Here is a 22,675-nt window from a genome sequence, read left to right as displayed (position 1 = left end):
CTATATAAGTATGTCGAAGGACACACGTATCTAAGTGTGCCACTAAAACGACTGTCGTGACATAAGCGCCGAGGCCGTGGACACTTAGTCCGCGCCGTGAGGGTCCGCTTCCTCAACGGAATAGATGCCGGGAAGATCAGAGATTGTGGCGATCAGTGCGGGCAGCGCGACACGGTCGGCGGTCGTCGTCTCAATGAATGCATGTCCGCGCTTACCCTCGGTGTCAGATCGAACTTCGGAAACGCGCCACTTTGAATCTGTCATCACGCTCAATACGCGACGCATGACCCCTTGACCGGGATCGAAAACCAACTCCAAAACAATAGTGTTGGGACGACGGGGAGCATGAGGACCGATGTGGCGTGAAAGGGGTGTGAGTGCGAAAACAACAATGAAGTGCATTAATGTGACAGCGGTTCCCGCGATCCACAAACCTGCGCCACATGCCATACCAATCCCGGCTGTCTCCCATACGGTAGCGGCTGTGGTCAGGCCTCGGACTGCTCCCGAGCGGGTCAGAATAATACCCGCGCCAAGGAAGCCAATTCCGGAAACGATCTGCGCGGCGACGCGAGAGGGATCAACGCGCACAAGATCAGCCGCAAGCACGTCATTAAAACCGTACTTCGACACGACCATGAGAAGGGCTGAGGTCATACCGACAATCGCATCAGTACGAAGACCAGCGCTCTTTCCGCGGGCCTGACGCTCCAAACCGATCAGAGAGGAAAGGAATAGGGCAAGCAAGATCCCGAGGATCTGGTCGATATGTTGGCTCAGAGTGAGCACTGGCCCTCCTTGGCAGCGGCGCGGTGATGGTGTGTCATTGATTGTTTACAAGGGTACATCCCCTAGGGAAAACCAGGGGCCAATCAGGGCCTTACCTCATGGTACAAAAGAGCAGCAAAGCGCAGACTTAAACCATGACTTCACCACTGCAGCAGGGCGCAGGCGCGCCACAAGCTCCTTATGCATCCACGGCCTCGGGAATGGTTGTCAACGGGCTTACGAAACTCTATCAACGCGGCGGAAATACAGTACAGGCGCTCGCGGGAGTCAGCCTATCGATCCCCCAGGGCAGCCAACTGGCAATTATGGGACCCTCGGGCTGCGGAAAGACCACGCTTTTGCACTGCTTAGCGGGAGTGCTGCGACCGACGACGGGAAGTATCACCCTGGATGGCACTGAAATCACACAACTGAGTGAGGGAGCAATTTCAGAACTCCGCCTCAAGCACTTTGGTTTCGTGTTCCAAGATGGGCAGCTGCTTCCAGAACTTCCCTGCCAGGAAAATATTGCAATGCCCCTGATGCTGGCGGGAGTTGCGCGTAAAGAGGCCATTGCCCGCGCACAGCAGATCCTGGTGAATCTGGGCCTGGAGGGTGCAGGTCCATACCGGCCCGGCCAACTCTCCGGTGGTCAGGCACAGCGCGTAGCGATTGGGCGCGCGCTGATTACCAATCCAAAAGTTGTCTTTGCCGATGAACCGACGGGCGCTTTGGATCAAAGCACCGGCGCGGAGGTCATGGGTGTGCTGACCTATGCCTGCCAAAGCACCAGGGCGAGCTTGATTCTGGTGACCCATGATCCTTCGGTGGCCGCGCGGCTTCCGCATGAAATCCACATGCGAGACGGCCTGATCGATCAGCAGGTATCTCGATGAGCACAATACTCACTGCGGCACGCGCAGTCCTGGGTTCTCGTGATCGCGCGACCTCAATTCTGACAGTTTTGGCTTTCGCCCTTCCCCACGCAATTCTTCTTTCCGTCACGGGTGGGGTTCTGATGTTCTTCTCGCGTACCTATGACCTGCCAGCTGGTTTCGAGGGAATGGGTGGCTTTTATGTTTTGCTGGCGTGCTTTGCGGGACTTTTGATGATCGTCCCGACTCTGAGCATGGGCGCGGCCGCTGCGCGTCTGGGAATGAGTCGACGCGCACGGGATTTAGCGGTTCTCCGCCTCATGGGATTAGGGCCTGCAAAAACGCATCTTGCGTGTCTGATCGAGACCGCGGTCTATGCAGCCATTGGTGTTGTGTGTGGTACCGCTCTATACGGCGCACTTTTGCCGGTGTGGCAGCTGATTTCTTTCCAGGGTGAGCGCATAGGAGTTCACGAGATGTGGGTCGGTCCCCTTGCCCTTCTTGCCGAGGCCGTACTGATGATTGTGCTGGCCGCCGCTTCGTCGATGCTTGCGATGCGTAAAGTGGCAATTACGCCCTTGGGTGTTACGCGTCGAACTGAGGGAGCGAAGCTTTCACCACTGTGGCTGGCCTTGATGCTTGTGCTGATCGTAGGCTGGGTGATTGTTGCTCAGTTTATGATGCAGCTGGGGTCGGCGATTGCCTTCGGGTTGTTCTTGGGATTCCTTGGCGTGATTTTTGCGCTGGTTAATGTCGTGGGAGCTTTTTCGGTATCCCTTCTGGGCAATGCCATGGCAAGTCTTGCGCGCACTCCTCAGATGCTTCTTGCGGGTCGTCGTATCGCTGATGATCCAAAGAGCGTTTGGAGGTCTTTCGGTGCGGTTGCCCTGGTCGCCTTCATTGTCGGTGTGCTCATGCCAATCTTCAGCTCGATCGTGGGCAGTACGGGGGACATGCAGGACGTCGAGAAGATCCTCGTGTCGGATATTCGCACGGGAATGCTTCTGACCTTTGGTATCACTATGGCTTTGGGTGCAATTTCGACTGCGATCAATCAAGGCATTCGCGTCATTGATTCCGTTGAGCAGATGAAAGCCTTGGAATTCATGGGCTCACCCCGAAACTTTATGGATCGTGCGCGCAGGATTGAAATTCTGCTTCCGGCACTGCTCATGATCGGCGGAGCAATGAGTTTGGGCATTGTCTTTATGTCTCCGATCATGGCTCTGAGTGCTGGACTCGCCCCGATGCTGATTTTGGTGGGTATGACTGTGCTGGGCATCGGGCTGATTATGTTGGCTTCCGAGGCCACAGGACCCTTGCGTCGTAAACTATTGAGTGATCTTCACGAGGGGAATAACTGAATTAATACGGTACAAAAAGAGCACTTTAAGGTTGCATCTTAATCAGCTTTAAACAGCCTCTGACCTGGGAAAATGTGCATCGTACAATGCACATTTTCCCAGGTTTTATCGTTTAGTCGGGATTAAAATAAAGGCACTGGTTGGGAGGTCAGGGTTTCGACCGGGCTGAGCTTCCACTTGCAATGGCGCTGGTGGAATGACGTGCCGGTGCTTTTGCCCCTACAAAAGCACCGGCAAGTCAGCCGTCCGGAGACCTCAGCTTTCGCAGGCAGATGTCTTATCTGGGACTCCGCGATAGCTAAGTGTCGCGGACTTAATCAATTGGGTAGCCCGTTGGAAGACCCTGATCAGCAGGAACCCAACCGAGCTCAGGTGCCACATATTTGGCGAAGTTGCTGATGATCGACAGATTTTCCTGGAATCCCAACTGGACTATTGGTCAGCCATCACTGTATAGTTCAGTGCATGCTGACTATTGCTTCGCGCCTCGACGTCATGAACCGGCTCGGCCGGGCCATGGCCGACCCGACGCGCTCCCGGATCCTGATGTCCCTGCTTGACGGTCCAAGCCACCCTGCCGTGCTCTCGCGCGAGCTGGGGCTGACCCGCTCGAACGTGTCCAACCATCTGACCTGTCTGCGCGACTGCGGCATCGTGGTCGCTGAGCCCGAGGGGCGGCAGACCCGCTACGAGATCGCCGACCCGCACCTGGCCGCGGCGCTGACGGCGCTGATGGACGTGACGCTGGCGGTGGACGAGAGCGCCCCGTGCATCGATCCGCACTGCTCGGTGCCCGGCTGCTGCGGTCCGAGCAACTCCGAGGACGCCTCGTGAGCGCCGCATGCGGCTGCGACGAGCCGACCACCAACGCCGCTGAAGAGGCAGAGGAGACCGAGCGCCCGTGGTGGCGCGACCCGGGCCTGGTGGTGCCGATCCTCTCCGGGGTCGCGTTCGGCACCGGCCTGGTGCTGGAGTGGTCGGGGCTGCACGTCGCGGCGCTGGTCGCGTTCTCGGCGGGCCTGCTGCTGGGCGCGTACACGTTCGTGCCCGGCGCGCTGCGGAACCTGTTCGCCAAGCGGAAGCTCGGGATCGCGCTGCTGATGACGATCAGTGCCGTCGGCGCGGTCATCCTCGGCTACGTGGAGGAGGCCGCCGCGCTGGCGTTCCTGTACTCGATCGCCGAGGCCCTGGAGGACAAGGCGATGGACCGCGCCCGCGGCGGCCTGCGCGCGCTGCTCAAGCTCGTGCCGGAGACCGCGACCGTGCTGCGCGACGGTGCCTCGGTGGAGGTCCCGGCCAAGGAGATTGCCGTCGGCGACGTGCTGCTGGTCCGTCCGGGCGAGCGGGTCGTCACCGACGGGATCGTCCGCGTCGGACGCTCCAGCCTGGACACCTCCGCTATCACCGGCGAGTCGATCCCGGTCGAGGTCGCACCCGATGACGCGGTCTCGGCGGGGGCGATCAATACCGCCGGAGTGCTGGAGGTCGAGGCGACCGCCCCGGGCACCGACAACTCGCTGACCACGATCGTGGAGCTGGTAGAGCAGGCCCAGGCCGAGAAGGGCGAGCGTGCGCGCATCGCCGACAAGATCGCCCGCCCGCTGGTGCCCGGCGTGATGATCCTCGCCGTCCTGGTCGGCGTGCTCGGATCGCTGCTTGGTGACCCCGAGACCTGGATCACCCGCGCCCTGGTCGTCCTCGTCGCCGCCAGCCCGTGCGCGATGGCGATCGCGGTGCCGGTCACCGTGGTGTCCGCGATCGGGGCGGCGACGAAGTTCGGCGTCGTCATCAAGAGCGGTGCCGCGTTCGAGCGCCTCGGCGGCATCCGCCACCTCGCCGTGGACAAGACCGGCACCCTGACCCGCAACCGGCCCGAGGTCACCGCCGTCGTCGCCGCCGACGGGTTCGACGACGCGCAGGTGCTCGCCTGGGCGGCGTCCGTCGAGCAGCACTCGACGCACCCTCTCGCCGCCGCCATCGCCGCCGCGGGCCAGGGGGCCCTCGCCGCGCAGGACGTGACGGAGGAGGCCGGGCACGGCATCGGCGGCACCGTCGACGGCCGACGGGTGACGGTGGGCAGCCCCCGCTGGATCGACGCCGGACCGCTCAAGGCCCGGGTCAAGGACTTGGAGGCCGAGGGCCAGACCTGCGTGCTCGTGGCCGTCGACGGCCGCCTGGCCGGGGCGATCGGCGTCCGCGACGAGCTGCGCCCCGAGGTCCCCGAGGTCGTGCGGACCCTGCGTGACCAGGGCGTCGAGGTGAGCATGCTCACCGGCGACAACTCCCGCACCGCCCACGCGCTCGGGCAGATCGCCGGGATCGGCGACGTGCACGCCGAGCTGCGGCCCGAGGACAAAGCCCGCATCGTTGCCCAGCTCTCCGAGGCCTCACCGACTGCGATGATCGGCGACGGTATCAATGACGCCCCCGCCCTGGCCGGTGCGACTGTGGGCATCGCGATGGGCGCGACCGGCTCCGACGCCGCGATCGAGTCTGCCGACGTCGCCTTCACCGGGCGCGACCTTGGCCTGATCCCGCAGGCGCTGCGGCATGCCCGCCGCGGCCGGGTGATCATGAACCAGAACATCGTGCTGTCCCTGGCGATCATCGCCGTGCTGCCGCCGCTGGCCATCACCGGCGTGCTCGGCCTGGCCGCGGTCGTCCTCGTCCACGAGGTCGCCGAGGTCGTCGTTATCGCCAACGGGCTGCGCGCAGCGCGTGCCCACAAACGATAGGGGTGGCATCGGACGTCATAACTCAGACATGTGCTAGCGCATATCGATGACGCTGGTACCCACTTCGATATGTGTCGTCCGTGCTGCAACCGCAGAAAGAAGCGGCATAGGCGAAGCCCCCTGAGGCGCAAAGTGATGAACCCTGAACTAGGCTCCATTCACTCCCAGATCATCAGCAGCAACAGATAACTCGATTGCCTGATGAAGGGCATCGCGCCCGCTCAGTCCGCGCCTTCCGTCCCGTGCATAATGTCCAAAGCTCAGGAAACCGAAGGCCTTCATTGTTTACTCTTGAGATTCGAGCCAGTGCTGCGCATCCAGAGCAGCGCGGCATCCGGAGCCAGCAGCAGTAATTGCCTGGCGATAGGTGTGATCAACAGCGTCGCCACAGGCGAAGACACCCGGGAGGTTCGTTGCGGTACCCGGGTCATTGACCAGGATGTAACCGGCCTCGTCCAAAGCAACCTGACCGGAAAGTACGGCGGTGCGGGGAAGGTGACCGATGGCAACGAAAACGCCATCGGCATCAAGAACGCGAGTCGAATCATCAACGGTGGAACGCAAGCGAACACCGGTGACAGCCGAATCGCCCAGAACCTCTTCGACAACGCAGTTCCATGCGAATTCGATCTTCTCATTGGCCAGTGCGCGATCGGCCATGGCCTTAGACGCACGCAGCTGATCGCGGCGGTGAACGACAGTGACCTTTGAAGCAAACTTCGTCAAGAACGTTGCCTCTTCCATTGCGGAGTCACCGCCACCGACAACGATGACGTGCTTATCGCGGAAGAAGAAACCATCGCAGGTCGCGCAGAAAGAAACGCCTCGACCAGAGAACTCTTCTTCTCCGGGAACATTCATATGACGGTATTCCGAACCGGTCGCCAAGATGACGCTGCGAGCCAGGAGGGTCTCATCCTCAAGGGTGATCTTCTTGATGTCGCCTTCGAGCTCCAGCGTGTAGGCATCCTCGTAGCGAATATCAGCACCGAACTTTTCGGCCTGCTGACGCATATTGTCCATCAGCTCCGGGCCAAGGACACCCTCGGGGAAACCGGGGAAATTCTCAACTTCAGTCGTGTTCATCAGCGCGCCACCGGCAGCCAGGGCACCGGCAACGACAACAGGCTTGAATCCAGCGCGCGCAGTGTAAATAGCCGCAGTGTATCCCGCAGGACCGGAGCCGACGATGACGACGTCGTGGATAGTTTCAGACATGATGTCTCCTTTTGAGCAGGTAACGGTTACTTCACTGACAATTCGCTGACCCACGCCCAGGCGCGGCCATCTTGCGATGTTGGCATCTTACGGAAGGTGATGCTGATCGCTTCAGTTTCCACGGGATGTGCCAGCTTGATGTCCGTCTTGGGAGAGAACGTCGTCGTAGCGATTTCTGTTCCCTCTCGAGGCGTATTGGGATTTACAGCACGTACAACGCCTTCGCCACCAGTTGTCGACGGATCCATATCCAAGGTGATCTCAGAGACCGTTGCCTTCTTCTCGAGCTTCACCAAGATGGTGACCGCGGTCTGGTCCAGGAACTGGTTGTAATCGAAGTAGCGCGAGTGCCAATTCGTCTTTGCGTCGCCGTCAATCATATTGACAGCCATTTCTTCGTGGTCACCCTTATCGTTTTGCCAGGACAACACGGAAACGCTGGAAATGACGGGCTTCTCCGTCGCTGCCTGAGTGGCTTCCTGGGTGGGCTGCCCCGATGCTGAGGCGGATGCCGACGCCGATGAGCTTGGCTTAGTGACCGAGCTGCTGATATCGCTGTGCTTGACCGGGCTGAGGGCGGTTGCACCCGCCCAGATCGTAGCGATCACAGTCAGAACTGCGGCAAAGATAATCGTGGGTCGCGTGGGGTCAATTCCCTTTTCGCCCCCATTTCCCGAGGCCGAAGAGCGTGAGTGTTCATCGTGGCCGTGAGCGTCGCCGGAGTTTCCACGGCCACCGCCGGAGCCTCCGTTACTGCCTCCGCCGGCCTCGGAATGACCGTGACCGGAGGAGCGAGTCGGGGTGGCAGCCGCGCCAGAGCCCGCGACGGATGCTGCAGCCCCTCCGACAACCGCGCCCTCGGCGAAACCGTGGGGAAGCGGTGCGGGGATACGAGAAGTTGATTCCTGATGCTGAGCCTTAGCGGCGGCTGTCTCAGCCGAGGCCTCGGCAGCTGCGGCGCCCAAGGGAATACCTGCGGGCGCGGTTGCGTCGACGTCGTACATGCGCGCGGTTGCGGGCAAGGTTGGGACGATGGGGTGTTCGGGCTTTGCTTGGCTCATCTGGACGCTCCCTTGGGAACCGCGATTGCTGTGAGGAAGGGTTGGGACATTCGCAGGTGTGTCCTGCTGGGGTGAATGAGACGATGCCGCAGGGTGGCCCTCGCCGTCGGGATGAACAACATCATCGAAGGTCGGCACCGAAAGGTCAACAGAAAGGGGAACCCAATGTGGCGTTCCTTCACGGGGAGTGTGCTGATCCTCGGTAGCCATGGTTTCCTCCTGAGGGGACGGTGCCACACCATTATGAACGCTTTGTGGTTCAGGTGTAGGCTGCGCGGCCGAAAGCAGGTCACATACCGCGATCGGAAGGTGTAAACGCTTGAGCAGGGGGCGAATACTGGTTGAAGATTCTTGGGGATTGATCACACGCATTGCGACCATGTACACGATGGTGACGATGATGGCCACCACACCAAACTTCACGCCCGAAAGCAGCCAGCGCAGGATCTTCGAGGACAGGGTCGTGTAGATACCCATGAGCCAAAGAACCCCAAAACCGATACCGCCTGCGATGATCGCACACCCGACATAGGTGAGGTAGGAGCGCGTGATTTCTGAGGAATTTACGTAGCTGTTGCGCTGTCCGACCCAGCGCATCGCAATCAAACCCTGAACGATTCGGCAGACCGTTTCGCCAAGAGCCGCGCCGATCACCCACCAGCGCACGCCGGTTGCGAAGTAGATCGACCAACCGACAATGATCTGCAAGATCGTCGGAACAATGCCCATGAGGAAGACGGGCTTGGCGTCCTCGTAGGCGAAGAAGACGCGCTGGCTCATTAGAACAATGCCCGTGGAAGCCACACCGGGCATGAGGGAGACCAGGATCAGCGCGTAGGAAGAAATGAGTTCGGGACGGGCGGTGTTCGTGACAACCAACTGCATCATGGGAGCAGCGCCCGCCATGAAGATCGCAGCGGCAAGAACCGTCAGTGAGGTAATCAGGCGAATGCCCGTGTGGTAGTGCTCGGCGACTTCTTGGTCATTGTCGTCGGCAACCGCGTAGTTCAATCGCGTAAAGATCGCGGTTGCAAGAGAAACAGTGATGACCGACTGCGGCAACATGAAGATTAAGAAGGCTGCCGAATATCCCGCCAGGCCCGCGATGGGCATGGGGTTCTGGTTCAGGTAGTTATCCGCAATTGAAGCGATCGCGTTCGTCGAAAGAACACCAACCTGAGACACACCCAAGGTTGCAAAGGTCCAACCCGCAACCTTTGAGGCAGAACCAAAAGACGTTCCGCGGAAGTGGAAGTCAGGCTTAAAGGAGACTCCCGCGCGACGCATGGGAATGAAGAGCACCAGAGCCTGGCAGACCACACCCAAAGTGGTTGTGATCGACAGCAGCCAGAACTGGGGGGATGTGAAGTCAGAAATTGCGAAATCTTCGTGGGCACCCCACAGAATGAGGAAAGCTACCAGACCCGCGATGGCAATGATGTTGTTGAGCACTGGCGCCCACATGTAGGGACCGAAGACACCGCGGGCATTGAGCAGCTCGCCCAAGAGGTTGTACAGGCCGTAGAAGAAAATCTGCGGGAGACACAAGAATGCGAAAGCAACGGCAAGTGAGCGAATGTCTTGGCTGTATCCCGGTGCCATGATGACGATGAGCACCGGTGCCAAGAGCGTTGAAATGAAGGCGACCAGGAACAGAATCGTTCCGGCCAGAGTAATCAGTCGGTTGATGTAGACCTGACCCTCGTCGCGTTTGAGTGCGCGCACGATCTGGGGAACCAGGACCGCATCGAAAACGCCCGATGCCAGCAGGTTGAAGATTGTGTTGGGAAGAGTATTAGCCGTTTGGAAAGCCGCGGAGACCGCGCCACCGGCAGAACCCAGGGCCGCCAAGAGCATAGCGGCTTTAATGAAGCCAAGGACTCGGGAAACCATTGTTCCCGAGGCCATCAGTACGCTGGCTCGAAGAAGTGAGCCGTTGCGGGCCTGGCTTTCACTCATTCTGATCCTCTACATCTGGTTTGGGTGAATCCGAGCTTTCCGGATGATCCGGGTGGCGCGGGGGACGTCCTGCATGAACAAAACCTCCGCTGGAAAGTGGAACGTTCACTGTGCCCTTTTCGACGCCGCCCATTCCGGGAAGATGTGAAGACTCTTCGCTTTGCGAGGACTTCAAACGACGTCGAATGGTCCGAATGATGCCGCCAAGGAAAGCGATTCCTACAATGACGGTCATGACCGCAGTGGCTGCGTCTTCCCATCCCGCGCGCATTCGCACCAGGACTTTCTGGGAATCATCAAGAACAGCTCCGCTTGGCGTTGACACCTTATAGGTCACGCGAATATCACCCGAACCAATTGCCGTGACTGGCACATCTACATTCGAGGAGGAATTCGCGGGGATCGTGGCTGTTCCCGTGCTGGTTACGCGCAGGCGGGGGTCACTGGGAAGCAAAGTCACTTCGACATTGACTGGCCATGGAAGTGAGTTACGCACGCGCACGGGGAAATTCGCGCTCTTGTTAATCAGATTGACGGCATTCGAGGATTCAACCGAAACGGAGGACCTGAATGCATCAAGTGCCTGCGTATTCGCAGTGATCGTCTGGCTTTGCTGGTCACCCGCATCCGCTTGGAGCGCGCCGGCTACGGTCGAATTCAACTGAAGACGTGCGGCATCGACATTCTCTGTGGCATTGGCCAAGGGAAGTGCGTTTGAATATGCTGCGCTCAGTCCTGCCGTTTGCGAGCGCAGTGAGTCAGAAAAATGCGCGTCCTCGACGGGGTTACGTTCAATGTCGGTGGCCTCGGAATCCGCCAGTTCACTGAAACTGGTGCCCTTAACCCAGCGGTTATCAAGGATCGCACGAACACGCTCAATGCGATTCTCATCCAGCGAGGACCCGCGCTGAAGTGGAACAAATAGGGTGCGCGAGAAGTTTGGGCGCTCGCGGGTGATCATCGCGGTCAAAGCTGTCAGGAATTGCTGAGTATCCAGCTCATCATCAACGCTTTGCGCATCCCACGACAAAAGCTCACTCAGGTTGTCGATTGAGGCAAGAGCAGTGACCGTGTCCCCAGACTGAGCGGAGTCACCCGTGTGGGTCTGGCCGTCGGACGAAAGCTTGACCTTGGCCATCGAAGTGAAGTTCTGCTCTGAGCTTGGTGCTAGTTGCCCGGGAGGGGCAATCACAGTCGAGGCGTATGTGCTGTTGAGCGCTTGGGTACCCCAGCTTTGCGAGGCAGGCCAGGAGACATTTGAGATCAGTGTTGGCCCGGAGTTGTCGTTATCTGACGAGGTCGAGCTTGAGTCCGGCGAGGGGGTGGCGCTGGGTGATTGCGAACTTTCGCTTGAGGGAGTGGCGTTTGAAGACGAAGAGGCAGAGCTCGAGGGAGAAGTAGACGCATTTGAACGCGAGGAAGGCAGGAGAGCCTTGACCTTGCTGACGGAGGTTGGAACCGAAGCGCGCGATGAGGTCAGGTAGTCCATGACCGTGTCATTGTTGAGCGTGGTTGCCAAGGAGAGGTCAGCATCGTGGCTGGGCAGAGCAACCAATTCTTTCGTGCGCTCGAAGAAAGTTTGGAGAAAGGCCGCACGAGTACTGCGATCTGCCGTGATCTCGGCCTCGGAACGCGCAGTGGGCGAGGAAGACGCACTGGGCGAAGCGGAGGCGGTGGCCTCGGAAGAAGAGGAAGTCGAAGGAGAAGCGGCCGAGGCGGATACGGAGGGGAAAGCGCGAGTTGAACTTTGGTCTTCGGGGACCATGAGCTCACGGACCAAAGTATCTGAATCGGTCGCGAAGGTAACACCGGTCATCGATGCTGCGGACAGGATCGAATAGGAGTCGGTAGGAGTTTGCGGCGTTGATTCGGTCCACGGGAGCAGGACATTTGCGCGAGTGGGTTCAAGGGAATAACCCGAATCCCACACGAGGATTGAGCGATCAGAGCCGCGAGTTTCATCGCCTTCAACGACGATGGTGATTCCACGCGGTCCCCACTCAAAATCTGATCCGAAGGGAAGGGATTCAAAGGGAATCGTGATGTGGAAGGTCTGCTCGGTGTGAGGAGCGATCGTTGCCTCGAGGGTTCCCGCGTGAACGCGTCGACCCTGCCAGCTCTGGCCTGAAAGGTATGAGGAAAGTTCCGGTGCGGTCACGGGTGAATAGGTCTGGACGTAAGCATCCAGGGATGGGTTCGTGACGGGCTTATCTGACAGGTTTCGAACAACCCCCGATACCTGCAGGTTGTGCTGCGAGGTAATGACCCGTGGTTCCAGCCTATTGATTCGTACGTCAATTCCCGAGGCCTGACCCGCATCCCCCAAGATCTGCGGTCGCGTTGTTGATTGGGGCGCGAGTGCAGAAGGAGAGGTGGAGTGCAGAGAAGCCGAGGCCTGTGCCCCCTGAGTTCCCTGAGCGTGCGTGGGCAGCGCTTGAGCGCTCGCGGGGGTGGTCCCCAGGAGCAGTGCGCTCAGAGGCAGAAGAGTCAGTGCGTATCGAGCTGCTGGCGGCTTGATCATGATGCATCCCGGTAGAGCAAGTCCAAAGCGATACCGACAATGCGCCTTTCATTGGGATAGGCCAGCTCATGGGTGAGGTCGCGTAAGGGAACCCACGCGGCGTCTTCGGCCTCGTGATCGGGGTCGCCCTCGACGGTGATGGAGCCTGAAATATAGCCCATTAAGTAGTGGTGAACGACCTTGTGAATTCGTCGATCTGCACCTGAGAACCAATAGTCGATTGAGGCCAGGTGACGAATAATTCGCCCGTGGATTCCGGTCTCTTCGGCGACTTCGCGCAGAGCGGCTTCCTCGGGAGATTCACGGCCTTCAAGATGTCCCTTAGGGAGGCACCATTCGATCTTCCCCGACCGATTACGGCGAGCAATGATTGCCGCATAGGGCTGACCATCACGAACATCGACAACGATGCCGCCCGCGGAGGTTTCGGAAGAAACGGGAAGGAAATGGGGTGTCGGCTGGACCGTGCGCAAAGAAGGATTGCGACGCGGAGGCCGGGGCACTCCGGGTCGTAAGGCTTCAGAAGGCACAGTCATACCTCCACTTTAGGCGGGATTGGGGCACTTGGTCAGGTCGCACCATCGGTCAAGTGGGAATTACCGCAATTTTCGTGTGTCAGAAGGTCAATTGGTGCGACCTTCGGCGCATGTCAACCGAAGACGAGGCCGTGGTGCGGATGCATCAAAGATGCGGAAATCATGGCATGCTGGAGGGGATGAGTACACAACTTTCGCGAACGATGGGTCAATCCCGCTCTCACGCCCCCCTTCCCAGCGGTCTAGGCGAGGGCGATCTGGGTCTATTAATGGCTCAGGCACAGCAGGCTTTTTCCCACCTTCCCAAGGAAATCCTCGAGCTCGGTGAAATTTTTGCCGAAGCTGGAGAGGAAATCAGCCTGGTCGGTGGACCGGTTCGCGATGCCTTCTTGGGACTCACTCCCCACGATTTTGATTGCACAACTTCTGCGCGTCCAGAGAAAACTGAAAAGCTATTGGCGCAGTGGGGGAATGCAACCTGGGATATTGGCCGCGAGTTCGGGACCATTGGTGGTCGCCACGGAAAGCTGGTCGTTGAAGTCACGACCTACCGCACGGATTCGTATGAGGTCGGTTCGCGCAAGCCTGAGGTCGAGTATGGCGACACCTTGGAAGGCGATCTAACGCGGCGTGATTTCACCGTCAATGCGATGGCCATGCGATTGCCTCAGATGGCTCTGGTTGATCCCCACGATGGCCTTGGCGATTTGGCTTCGGGCCGTCTGCGTACCCCCGTTAGTGCTCTGCAGTCCTTTGATGACGATCCGCTGCGAATCATGCGTGCGGCGCGCTTCAGTGCCCAGCTGGGTATTGATGTTGATGAAGACGTCATGAACGCCATGGAGTCAATGGCCGGACGTCTTGAGATCGTTTCAGCTGAACGTATCCGCGCTGAACTTGAACGACTCGTTATTTCGCCGTGGCCCAGGCGCGGTTTGGAATTGATGGTCCATACCGGGGTTGCAGATATCGTCCTGCCGGAACTGTCTGCTCTGGTATCGACCGTTGATGAGCATCATCGTCACAAGGATGTTTACGAACATACGCTGACCGTTTTGGATCAAGCGATCGATTTGGAAACGGATGCCGATGGCCCTGTTCCCGGTCCTGATTTCATTTTGCGTTTCGCGGCACTCATGCACGATGTGGGCAAGCCGGCCACGCGTCGCTTTGAATCCAATGGCACGGTGTCATTCCACCACCATGAATTAGTGGGAGCGAAGCTCACTCGTAAGCGGATGAAGGCCCTGCGTTTTGATAAGGCAACGATCGATGCCGTTTCAGAACTGGTTGCCCTCCACCTACGTTTCCATGGCTATGGGGAAGCGAAATGGACGGATTCGGCCGTCCGCCGCTACGTTGCCGATGCGGGAGAGCTTCTTGAGCGCCTGCATCGCCTGACGCGCGCTGATTGCACAACGCGTAATAAGCGCAAGGCTGCCTACCTGTCTGCTGCCTATGACGACCTGGAAGAGCGTATTGCTGCTCTTCGCGCCCAAGAAGAACTCGACGCTATTCGCCCCGATCTCGATGGTGATCAGATCATGGAAATTCTTGGTCTGCGTCCTTCGAAGGCCGTGAAGATGGCCCGCGATTATCTTCTGGATCTTCGAATGGAACAGGGGCCTTTGGGCGAAGAAGCGGCGCGCGAAGCACTCCTTGCGTGGTGGGCATCGGATGAAGTTCGAGAGATCGCCGCGGAGTATCAAGCGCAGCAGGAACGCTGGGAAGCAAAGGCCGCCGAAAAGAAGGCGCGCAAGCGTCGTTCTGCCAGCGAAAACTAAGCCGATCCGGAGCTTGCTTTAGGCAATATGCATGCTTTCTGCGTAGGCTAGTCACGATCACCTATGCTGAAAGGCTGGTTTTTCGTGGCACCTTCTAACGCAAACGACGACCGCGGACGTCGACCTCTTCCCTCGCGGGCCGAGGCCACTCGACGTCGGCTCGCAGAGCAGGCCCGTCGCGATGGAGAGGGAACGATTCCCAAGACTTCCGCATCCTCGGCGTCCTCTGCACCCAAGCGGACTTCCGCAGCTGCACGGGTCTCAGGCGGGGCCTCGGCGCGCACAGGAAGCAGCAGCGAGGGTCGACGCACAGGCACCCAAGGCGCTAGCTCTTCGTCGGCAAGTAGTGCGCGTAAGCGTCCCACTCGCCCACAAAGCGATCGCGAGGCCTCGGCAGCAGCAAGCCGCGCGCGTGCAAAGAAGGGCCCAGCTAAGGGCGGTAAGGCAAATAAGGGGAAGAAGAAGCGGAGCCTAGGTGCACGTATCGGCCGCGGAATCCTCTTTACTTTCCTTGGGCTGATCATCGCGGGGCTGGGGACCTTCTTGGTTGCCTATGCCGCGTTGACGGTTCCCCAGGCTGATCAGGTTGCGCTCGCGCAGACCACGACTGTCTACTACGCCGATGGCACCACCGAAATGGGCCGGATGTCGCAGGTCAATAGGAAGATCATCGATGCATCGACTCTTCCGGACTATGTTGCGCATGCCGTTGTTGCCTCGGAAGACCGGACTTTCTACACGAACTCCGGCGTTGATCTTAAAGGTATTGGACGCGCACTGGTCAACAATATTAGGGGCGGAGCGCGCCAGGGTGCGTCGACCCTGACTCAGCAATATGTTGAGCGCTACTACGTTGGGGAAACGACCGGCTATGTGGGTAAGGCCAAGGAAGCAATTCTTGCCCTCAAGATCAACCGCGAACAGTCCAAAGACCAGATCATCGGCAACTACCTCAACACCATTTACTTCGGGCGTGGAGCCTACGGAATTGAGGCCGCATCTCAGGCTTACTTCGGTCATGAAGCAAAGGACCTGACCCTTTCCGAGGCCGCAATGATTGCCGGCATCATTCCCGCTCCTTCCGCGTGGGACCCGGCGGTTGATGAAGAGAAAGCGCGCTCGCGGTGGACTCGTGTCATCAATCTGATGGTCGAAGACGGGTGGATTTCCCAGGCCGATGCGAATGCGGCTGAATTCCCCAAGACCATTGACCCCGATACTTTGGGCGGGCCGACAATGGAAGGTCCGACCGGTTATCTCATGGAGCAGATCCGTACGGAACTTGCCCAAGAGGGCGGTTTCACAGCCGATCAGCTGGCAACCGGTGGATACCGAATCATTTCCACAATTGATAAGGAGAAGCAGGATCAGGCGGTTGATGCTGCCGAGTACATGTACACGGTGCGTGGCTGGAATGAAGACTCCATGCACGTGGCTTTGACATCATTGGATCCCGCTACCGGTGAAATCGTTGCCGAATACGGCGGCAAGGACTACCTCAAGCGCCAGCAAAATGGTGCGACGCAGGACATCATGGCTGCTGGTTCGACCTTTAAGCCCTTCGCTTTGATTGCTCATGCCGAACAGGGCGGGTCGATCTACGACACCTACGACGGTTCCTCGCCGAAGACCTTCAGTGGATTGGCACGTCCGGTGAGTAATGACTGGGGTGTGTCCTGGGGTCGACAGAACCTGGTCAATGCAACGAAGAATTCGATTAACACGGTTTTCGTTGGGCTCAACCAGGAAGTTGGATCCGCAACGACCAAGCAGGTTGCCATTGAGCTGGGTATCCCCGAAGACACCAATGGCTTGGATGACTCCCTGCTGAATGTTCTGGGCTTCGCGGCGCCTCACAATATCGATCTGGCTCACGCGTATTCGACCATCGCTTCTGGCGGTCAGCGAACCAACCCGCACATCGTCCGCGAGGTTCAAAACTCTGATGGTTCGAAGGTTTTCCAGACCACCGTGAATCCTAAGCAGGTTTTCGACACGAAGACCATGTCAACGGTCCTTCCGGCACTGCAGGCGGTGACCGCTTCGGGTGGTACAGCCGAGGCCGCCGCAGTTCTCAAACAGGATAGCGGCGGAAAGACGGGTACCTCGGAAGAACAGAAGACCGCGCAGTTTGTTGGGTTTACCCCGAGCTTGGTCACTGCCGTTAGCATGTACCAGCTCGATGAGAATGGTAGCCCCGTGTCGCTGACAAATATTGGCGGTTTGGGCCAATTCCACGGCGGTGACTGGCCGGTAACCGTGTGGGTGCGCTACATGAAGGCAGTCAGCGCAAACGATACGAAGCTCCACTTCGACTGGTATAAGCGTCAAACCGCGACTCCGGTGAATCCCGCACCGGTCGCGACGACCACCCCCACTCCAACTGAGGAAACACCAACGCCAACTCCCGAGGCGACCCAAGAAACCCCTGGAGCTGAGGTTCAGCCAACCGTTACTCCTTCTGCCCAAAACAACGGCGGCAATGGCGGCAACGGTGGCGGCTCTAACGGCGGGGGCTCATCAAATGGTGGTGGCGGACGCCCCGGTGGCGGTGGCGGTCCGGAGTAAAGCCTATTCGGGTATAACAAAAGCCGGGGCAATCCCTTTCGGGACGCCCCGGCTTTTGTATAAGCCTTGTCAGACTGTCACTTCACGGCCAGAACGCGAACCTTAAGGTTTGCGCGAACATCGGCGTGGAGGTTGACCGTCACGGTGTGGTCACCGGTGGTCTTGATCGGGTCGGTGATGATCACGCGACGACGATCGATGGTCTGGTTCAGCTGTTCCTTCACTGCGTCAGCGATCTGAGCGGCAGAGACGGAACCGAAGAGGCGTCCGTGTGCACCGACCTTGCTGTTCACGGTCACAACCGCGGCCTGCAGGGCGTCGCGCACGAGGCGTGCATCGTCGACGGAAGCGATCTCACGACGGCGGCGAGCTGCTGCCATCTGATCGATCTGTGCCTGTGCACCCTTGGTCCACTTGGTGGCGAAGCCACGGGGAACCAGGTAGTTACGGGCGTATCCAGACTTGACCTCGACGACATCGCCTGCGGAACCGAGACGTTCCACATCGTGGGTGAGGATGAGCTTGGTAGTTGCCATTTTTCAGTCCTTCCCTTCGAATCAGCGGCCGGTAGAGGTGTAGGGCAGCAAAGCCATCTCTCGCGCATTCTTGATGGCGCGAGCAATGCGACGCTGCTCCTGGACGGAGACACCGGTGACGCGGCGAGCGCGGATCTTGCCACGGTCCGAGATGAACTTACGCAGCAGAGCGGTGTCCTTGTAGTCGATCGATTCGATCTTGGCCGACTTCAGCGGGTTGGCCTTCTTCTTAATGGGCTTATTGCGAAGTTGAGGCTTCGCCATGATGTTCTCCTTGATGATCTGAGCGAGTGAACGCTCCCAAGCATGTGTTCAGCGTGTGTCAGCATGTTGCTGACGAAGCGCTATTTAGAAGGGCGGATCTTCAGCGAAAGAGGTCGCAGCACCGGAATCGGATGTGCGCCACGGATCGTCTTGAGAGCCGCCGGCGGGTGCGCCATAGCTGGCCTGGCCCTGTGAGTAACCACCTTGGTTTCCGTAGCCCTGCTGCTGTCCGTAGCCGCCACCCTGGGAGTATCCTCCCTGGGGTGCTCCGCCTTGCGAGGTCGGGCCGCCCGTGCGGGTGACCTGTGCCTTTGCGCGGCGCAGTGAGGGGCCGACCTCGTCGACTTGAAGTTCGACGACGGTACGACGTTCGCCCTCGCGGGTTTCGAAAGAGCGCTGCACGAGGCGACCGGTGACAATGACGCGCATTCCCTTACGCAGGGATTCGCCGACATTTTCAGCCATTTCGCGCCAAACAGAGCAGCGCATGAACAGGGTTTCCCCGTCCTTCCATTCGCCGCTTTGACGGTCGAAGGAACGCGGGGTAGATGCCACCGTGAAGTCGGCGACGGGTGCTCCGCTCTGCGTCCAACGCAGTTCCGGATCATTGGTCAAATTGCCAATGATCGTAATGACGGTTTCTCCAGCCATTGGATCTCCTTGGTGGGCTGTATGAGGTGATTGCTCAGGTGAGCAAAGGTCAGTGGGCGTCCGGACGCAGGAGCTTCGTGCGCAGGATGGACTCGTTCAGAGTCATCAAGCGGTTGATTTCCAGCGCAATTTCGGGGGTGGTCGTCATGTTGATGACGACGTAGATGCCCTCGGAACGCTTGAGAATGTCGTAGGCAAGACGACGCTTGCCCCAGATGTCGACCTTTTCGACGGAGCCGCCGTTAGCGGTGACCTGCTCGAGGTACTTCTCCATCTGCGGGGCGACGGTGCGCTCGTCGATCGAAGGATCGAGGATCACCATCAGTTCGTATTCACGCACGTTGATACCCACCTCCTGTGGTCTTCGCGGTCACGGTATTTCCGTGACAGGAGGGTCATGCGTTGCAATTACCGGAGTTTCACCGGCTTTTGCACATGGACACATGGGTGTCCATGGGACTCATTTCTTGCCCGGGTGGGTAGAAACAGTCCAGCGTCAAAGTCTAGCGTTTTTTCAGTTTTCTGTCACTACCTGTCACCTAGTTCAAAGCGTGATTTATTCGGCGCTTTGGGCACCGGCCTCGTGGCGAGGAATCAGCGCGTGTTTGGGCGAGAACCAGGTGATCCACGAATTGGTCAACGCGCGCGTGAGCATGTACAAACCGGTGACCAAACCGATGAGGACTGCAACTGCCTGAGTTTCTGTAAGGGCGGGGCGCGCAACCGAGAACAGCCACAGTGCCGGAAGCAGGATCGCCAGGTTGAGGAATGCGGCCTTTGCCAGGGATGCTCCGCGTCCGGCTCCAATTAGGACCCCATCGAGCAGGAAGGCGTGAGATTGAGCGGGGAAGAAGACTGCGTTGACGATCACCGCGGGGATTGCCATATTTCGCACCACGGCCTCGGAAACGAAGAAGGAAGGGATCCAGGGGGACAGGGCCGCGGTCAGGGCGCCGATGATGATCCCCGCAAAAATTCCCCACCACGAGAGGGTGCGAAGCAGAGTGCGCAGCTGTGAGCGATCGCCCGAACCGATAGCGAAACCGACCAGGGTTTGCGAGGCGATCGCAAGGGAATCGAGAAGGAAAAGTGGGATTTGCCAGGCGGACATGACAACTTGGTAGGCGGCCAGGCCGTTGACGCTGATTGCCGTCGCGCTCCAGATCGAGGTGAGGAAGGCCAGGCGAATTGCGACCGAACGCGCCAAGAGGGGGCCTCCGACGCGCGCGGATTGGCGGATTCCCGTGAGTGAGGGCCGCAGGGAGACTCCCAGGGTGTGCGCCGGACGGGCAAGGATTATGACCAGGCTGATCGCCATGATTGTTGAGACGATCGAGGTTCCAATGCCGCTACCGACAATCCCCAGGTTGATCCCGTAGATGAGGAAGGCGTTGAGGCCAATGTTCAGCGCTGCGCCCGCTCCAGCCGCGATGAGCGGAGTTGTGGTGTCCTTCATTCCGCGCAGGACACCCGTGGCCGCCATGGTGATCAGCGAGGCCGCAAGTCCGGGTAGGGATGCGTAGAGGAAGGATTGGGCGTAGGGCATGATTTCGGGTGCTGCGCCCAATGCGTGAAGCAGCGGAATTCCGCAGAGTGCCAAGAGAAGAGCCAAGGAAACACCGATGATGGCTGCGAGCCACATGGCGTGTACTCCCAGTTCGCGTGCCCTGCGTTCGTTTCCGGCTCCCATTGCTTGGGCAGTTTCGGCGGTGGTCGAGTAGGCCAGGAAGATCGACATTCCGTAGACGGTGTTGATGATGATCATGGCCAGGGACATGCCGGCGATTTTCTCTGCACCCAAGTGTCCGACCATCGCGGAGTCAATGGTGAGGAAGAGCGGTTGGGCGATCGTTGCCCCAAGGGTTGGGATGGCGAGCGCCAAGATTTGTCTGGTGAGGCTTGGTTTTTTCGTCACCACAGGGGTGCTGTCACCTGTCTTTTCTGAAAGGATGCTGGGAATGGGATCGGATGCTTCAGTAGGTGTGTGTTTATCCACTGACGTGGATTCATCTGTGGATAGGCCCTGTTCAGAGTGCTCATTTTCAGTTGATGTCGATTCATCGTGGATAGATAAATGTGACGCGCGTAAACCTTCAATCTCCGCTTGAGGCTTATGTTTGCGCTGGTCATCGTTATCCACTGATTCTCGCTCCACTTTTTATCCACAGTCTGTGTACACATCTGTGGAAAGATCTTACTCGGAAAATGGCGTGATTCTAGGGAATCTCAAAACTGAGGATAGCCTGAGAGAGGGCTTGGGAAATACCTGTTATCCACACCTTTCCACAGGACATGTGGATGACACGCGGCCAAATCCACAAGATATCCACACGTCATCCACATTCGTGTTGAACTTGAGGGTGGCACGCTTCCTCACTTGGCAGTACTCTCGCGTGTACGCGCTTTGCGTCGGTAGCTCGAATCGACGCGGCAGGCTAATCCCGTCCACATGCACAAATTCGCCTAGGAGAGCCCTTAATGGCATCGGAAGATTTTGATCGCACCCCACCTCAGGACATCGACGCTGAGATGTCCGTCTTGGGGTCCATGATGCTCTCCAAGGAAGCTATTGCCGATGTCACCGAGGAAATTCGAGGGTCGGATTACTACAAACCCGCTCACGAAATCATCCACAACACGATCATTGATCTGATGGGGCGCGGAGAACCCGCAGATGCCGTGACGGTGGTCGGTGAACTGCAAAGGCAGGGCGACCTGTCCAGGGTTGGCGGGGCCTCGTATATCCATTCGATTATTGCCGCAGTTCCCACCGCGGCAAACGCCGGCTACTACGCGCGAATTGTCAAGGAGCGCGCAATCTTGCGTCGACTGGTAACCGCAGGAACGCGAGTTGTCCAGCTGGGTTACGCGGATGCCGGTGGTGACGTCGATGAGATCGTTGACCAGGCACAGGCTGAGATCTTCGCAGTCGCCGAACGCCAGTCGCAAACTGACTACGTGTCGATGGCAGAGATGTCAGAGAATATTTTGGGCGAACTGGAGCAGATTGAACTCAATCAGGGCAAGCTTGCCGGTGTGCCCACGGGGTTCGTTGACCTTGATCGAATGACCGGTGGCCTGCGAGGTGGGCAGATGATCATCGTCGCAGCCCGTCCCGCAATGGGTAAGTCGACTTTGGCTCTGGACTTTTGCCGTTCGGCCTCGATCAAACACGGAATTACCTCGGTTATCTTCTCGCTGGAAATGTCGCAAAACGATATTGCGATGCGCATGCTTTCCGCCGAGTCTTCAGTTTTTATGAGCAAGATGATGAAGGGCGAAATGACCGAGCGTGACTGGCGCAAGGTCTCTGAAACAACCGGCAAGATTTCCGAGGCTCCGATTTTTGTTGATGACTCGGCGAATGTCACCATGACGGAAATTCGTTCAAAGTGTCACCGCCTCAAGCAGCAGCACAATCTGGGCCTTGTTGTTGTCGACTACCTGCAGTTGATGACAACGGGTAAGCAGGTTGAATCTCGACAGCAGGAAGTTTCAGTTCTGTCGCGAAACCTCAAGCTTCTTGCGAAGGACCTGGATATTCCGGTTGTTGCAGTCGCCCAGCTGAACCGTGGTCCCGAAGCGCGAACCGACAAGAAGCCGATGATGAGTGACCTGCGTGAATCCGGTTCGCTGGAACAGGACGCGGATATCATCATGCTCTTGCATCGTCCCGAATACTACAATTCTGAAGATCGTCCGGGTGAAGCCGATATTATTTTGGCCAAGCATCGTAACGGTGAAACGGGAACTATTCGTGTGCTTTTCCAGGGGCACATGGCACGCTTTGCGAACTTTACTTCGCGCGAAGAACCTGTGTAGTTTGAAGAGTCAG

General features: G+C 58.5%; 17 protein-coding genes and 1 pseudogene. 7 read left to right on the top strand and 11 right to left on the bottom strand.

What is annotated here, in order from left to right; translation table 11 throughout:
• Positions 1–84: 84 nt before the first annotated feature.
• Positions 85–789 carry an MgtC/SapB family protein gene (locus tag ADG72_RS04505; protein WP_009748170.1) on the bottom strand — a complete coding sequence of 235 codons (705 nt, stop codon included), beginning with the start codon at positions 787–789 and terminating at the stop codon, positions 85–87.
• A gap of 200 nt (positions 790–989) precedes the next feature.
• Between ADG72_RS04505 and ADG72_RS04500 the strand changes: the two genes are divergently transcribed.
• The 4 genes from ADG72_RS04500 to ADG72_RS04485 all read left to right on the top strand — a co-directional run bounded on the left by ADG72_RS04500 (position 990) and on the right by ADG72_RS04485 (position 5,742).
• A complete protein-coding gene (locus tag ADG72_RS04500) occupies positions 990–1,664 on the top strand; it encodes an ABC transporter ATP-binding protein (RefSeq protein ID WP_048713062.1) in 675 nt (224 codons plus the stop codon).
• Positions 1,661–3,007, top strand: a complete 1,347-nt coding sequence (locus ADG72_RS04495) for an FtsX-like permease family protein (protein WP_048712608.1) — start codon at positions 1,661–1,663, stop codon at positions 3,005–3,007. Before ADG72_RS04500 ends, ADG72_RS04495 begins: the two co-directional genes overlap by 4 nt.
• 465 nt (positions 3,008–3,472) lie before the next feature.
• Positions 3,473–3,841 carry a Cd(II)/Pb(II)-sensing metalloregulatory transcriptional regulator CmtR gene (gene cmtR / locus ADG72_RS04490; protein WP_009748167.1) on the top strand — a complete coding sequence of 123 codons (369 nt, stop codon included), beginning with the start codon at positions 3,473–3,475 and terminating at the stop codon, positions 3,839–3,841.
• Positions 3,838–5,742, top strand: a complete 1,905-nt coding sequence (locus ADG72_RS04485; protein WP_048712604.1) for a heavy metal translocating P-type ATPase — start codon at positions 3,838–3,840, stop codon at positions 5,740–5,742. Before cmtR ends, ADG72_RS04485 begins: the two co-directional genes overlap by 4 nt.
• 36 nt (positions 5,743–5,778) lie before the next feature.
• On the opposite strand, the pseudogene ADG72_RS08810 reads toward ADG72_RS04485, so the two are convergent.
• From ADG72_RS08810 to ADG72_RS04460, 5 genes and pseudogenes are all read right to left on the bottom strand, one after another.
• Positions 5,779–6,024: pseudogene (locus ADG72_RS08810) on the bottom strand (LLM class flavin-dependent oxidoreductase); the annotation flags it as partial.
• Positions 6,025–6,027: 3 nt separating this feature from the next.
• Entirely contained in the window at positions 6,028–6,960 is a 933-nt protein-coding gene (gene trxB, locus ADG72_RS04475; RefSeq protein ID WP_107070843.1) for a thioredoxin-disulfide reductase, read from the bottom strand.
• 26 nt (positions 6,961–6,986) lie between these two features.
• A complete protein-coding gene (gene murJ, locus ADG72_RS04470; RefSeq protein ID WP_048712601.1) occupies positions 6,987–9,980 on the bottom strand; it encodes a murein biosynthesis integral membrane protein MurJ in 2,994 nt (997 codons plus the stop codon).
• Positions 9,973–12,501: a DUF6049 family protein gene (locus tag ADG72_RS08665; RefSeq protein ID WP_048712600.1), complete on the bottom strand. Its 2,529-nt coding sequence runs from the start codon at positions 12,499–12,501 to the stop codon at positions 9,973–9,975. The genes murJ and ADG72_RS08665 overlap by 8 nt, the downstream gene beginning before the upstream one ends.
• Positions 12,498–13,037, bottom strand: coding sequence for an NUDIX hydrolase (locus ADG72_RS04460; protein ID WP_019126698.1), 540 nt, complete (start codon positions 13,035–13,037; stop codon positions 12,498–12,500). The genes ADG72_RS08665 and ADG72_RS04460 overlap by 4 nt, the downstream gene beginning before the upstream one ends.
• A 269-nt stretch (positions 13,038–13,306) precedes the next feature.
• On the opposite strand from ADG72_RS04460, the gene ADG72_RS04455 reads away from it, so the two are divergent.
• Complete coding sequence (locus ADG72_RS04455) at positions 13,307–14,821, top strand: CCA tRNA nucleotidyltransferase (protein WP_048713054.1); 1,515 nt, start codon at positions 13,307–13,309, stop codon at positions 14,819–14,821.
• Positions 14,822–14,884: 63 nt separating this feature from the next.
• Positions 14,885–17,389 (top strand): transglycosylase domain-containing protein, encoded by a 2,505-nt coding sequence (locus tag ADG72_RS04450; RefSeq protein WP_048712597.1) that lies wholly within the window; start codon positions 14,885–14,887, stop codon positions 17,387–17,389.
• A gap of 77 nt (positions 17,390–17,466) precedes the next feature.
• Here ADG72_RS04450 and rplI read toward each other — a convergent pair whose 3' ends face one another.
• The 5 genes from rplI to ADG72_RS04425 all read right to left on the bottom strand — a co-directional run bounded on the left by rplI (position 17,467) and on the right by ADG72_RS04425 (position 20,995).
• Positions 17,467–17,925, bottom strand: coding sequence for a 50S ribosomal protein L9 (gene rplI, locus ADG72_RS04445; RefSeq protein ID WP_009748155.1), 459 nt, complete (start codon positions 17,923–17,925; stop codon positions 17,467–17,469).
• A gap of 21 nt (positions 17,926–17,946) precedes the next feature.
• Entirely contained in the window at positions 17,947–18,189 is a 243-nt protein-coding gene (rpsR, locus tag ADG72_RS04440; RefSeq protein WP_009748154.1) for a 30S ribosomal protein S18, read from the bottom strand.
• Between the two features lie 84 nt (positions 18,190–18,273).
• Positions 18,274–18,840: a single-stranded DNA-binding protein gene (locus ADG72_RS04435; RefSeq protein WP_048712592.1), complete on the bottom strand. Its 567-nt coding sequence runs from the start codon at positions 18,838–18,840 to the stop codon at positions 18,274–18,276.
• Positions 18,841–18,889: 49 nt separating this feature from the next.
• Positions 18,890–19,180 carry a 30S ribosomal protein S6 gene (gene rpsF, locus ADG72_RS04430; RefSeq protein ID WP_026066645.1) on the bottom strand — a complete coding sequence of 97 codons (291 nt, stop codon included), beginning with the start codon at positions 19,178–19,180 and terminating at the stop codon, positions 18,890–18,892.
• 216 nt (positions 19,181–19,396) lie between these two features.
• Positions 19,397–20,995, bottom strand: coding sequence for an MATE family efflux transporter (locus ADG72_RS04425; RefSeq protein WP_239667659.1), 1,599 nt, complete (start codon positions 20,993–20,995; stop codon positions 19,397–19,399).
• 323 nt (positions 20,996–21,318) lie between these two features.
• Here ADG72_RS04425 and dnaB point away from each other — a divergent pair, with 323 nt between their 5' ends.
• Positions 21,319–22,662, top strand: a complete 1,344-nt coding sequence (dnaB, locus tag ADG72_RS04420; protein ID WP_048712590.1) for a replicative DNA helicase — start codon at positions 21,319–21,321, stop codon at positions 22,660–22,662.
• Positions 22,663–22,675 lie beyond the last annotated feature (13 nt).

The sequence above is a fragment of the Trueperella pyogenes genome (genome assembly GCF_001070855.1).
GTDB lineage: Bacteria > Actinomycetota > Actinomycetes > Actinomycetales > Actinomycetaceae > Pauljensenia > Pauljensenia pyogenes_A.
Note: the sequence above shows the minus strand (reverse complement) of the source record. Positions and strands in the feature narration are given on the sequence as shown.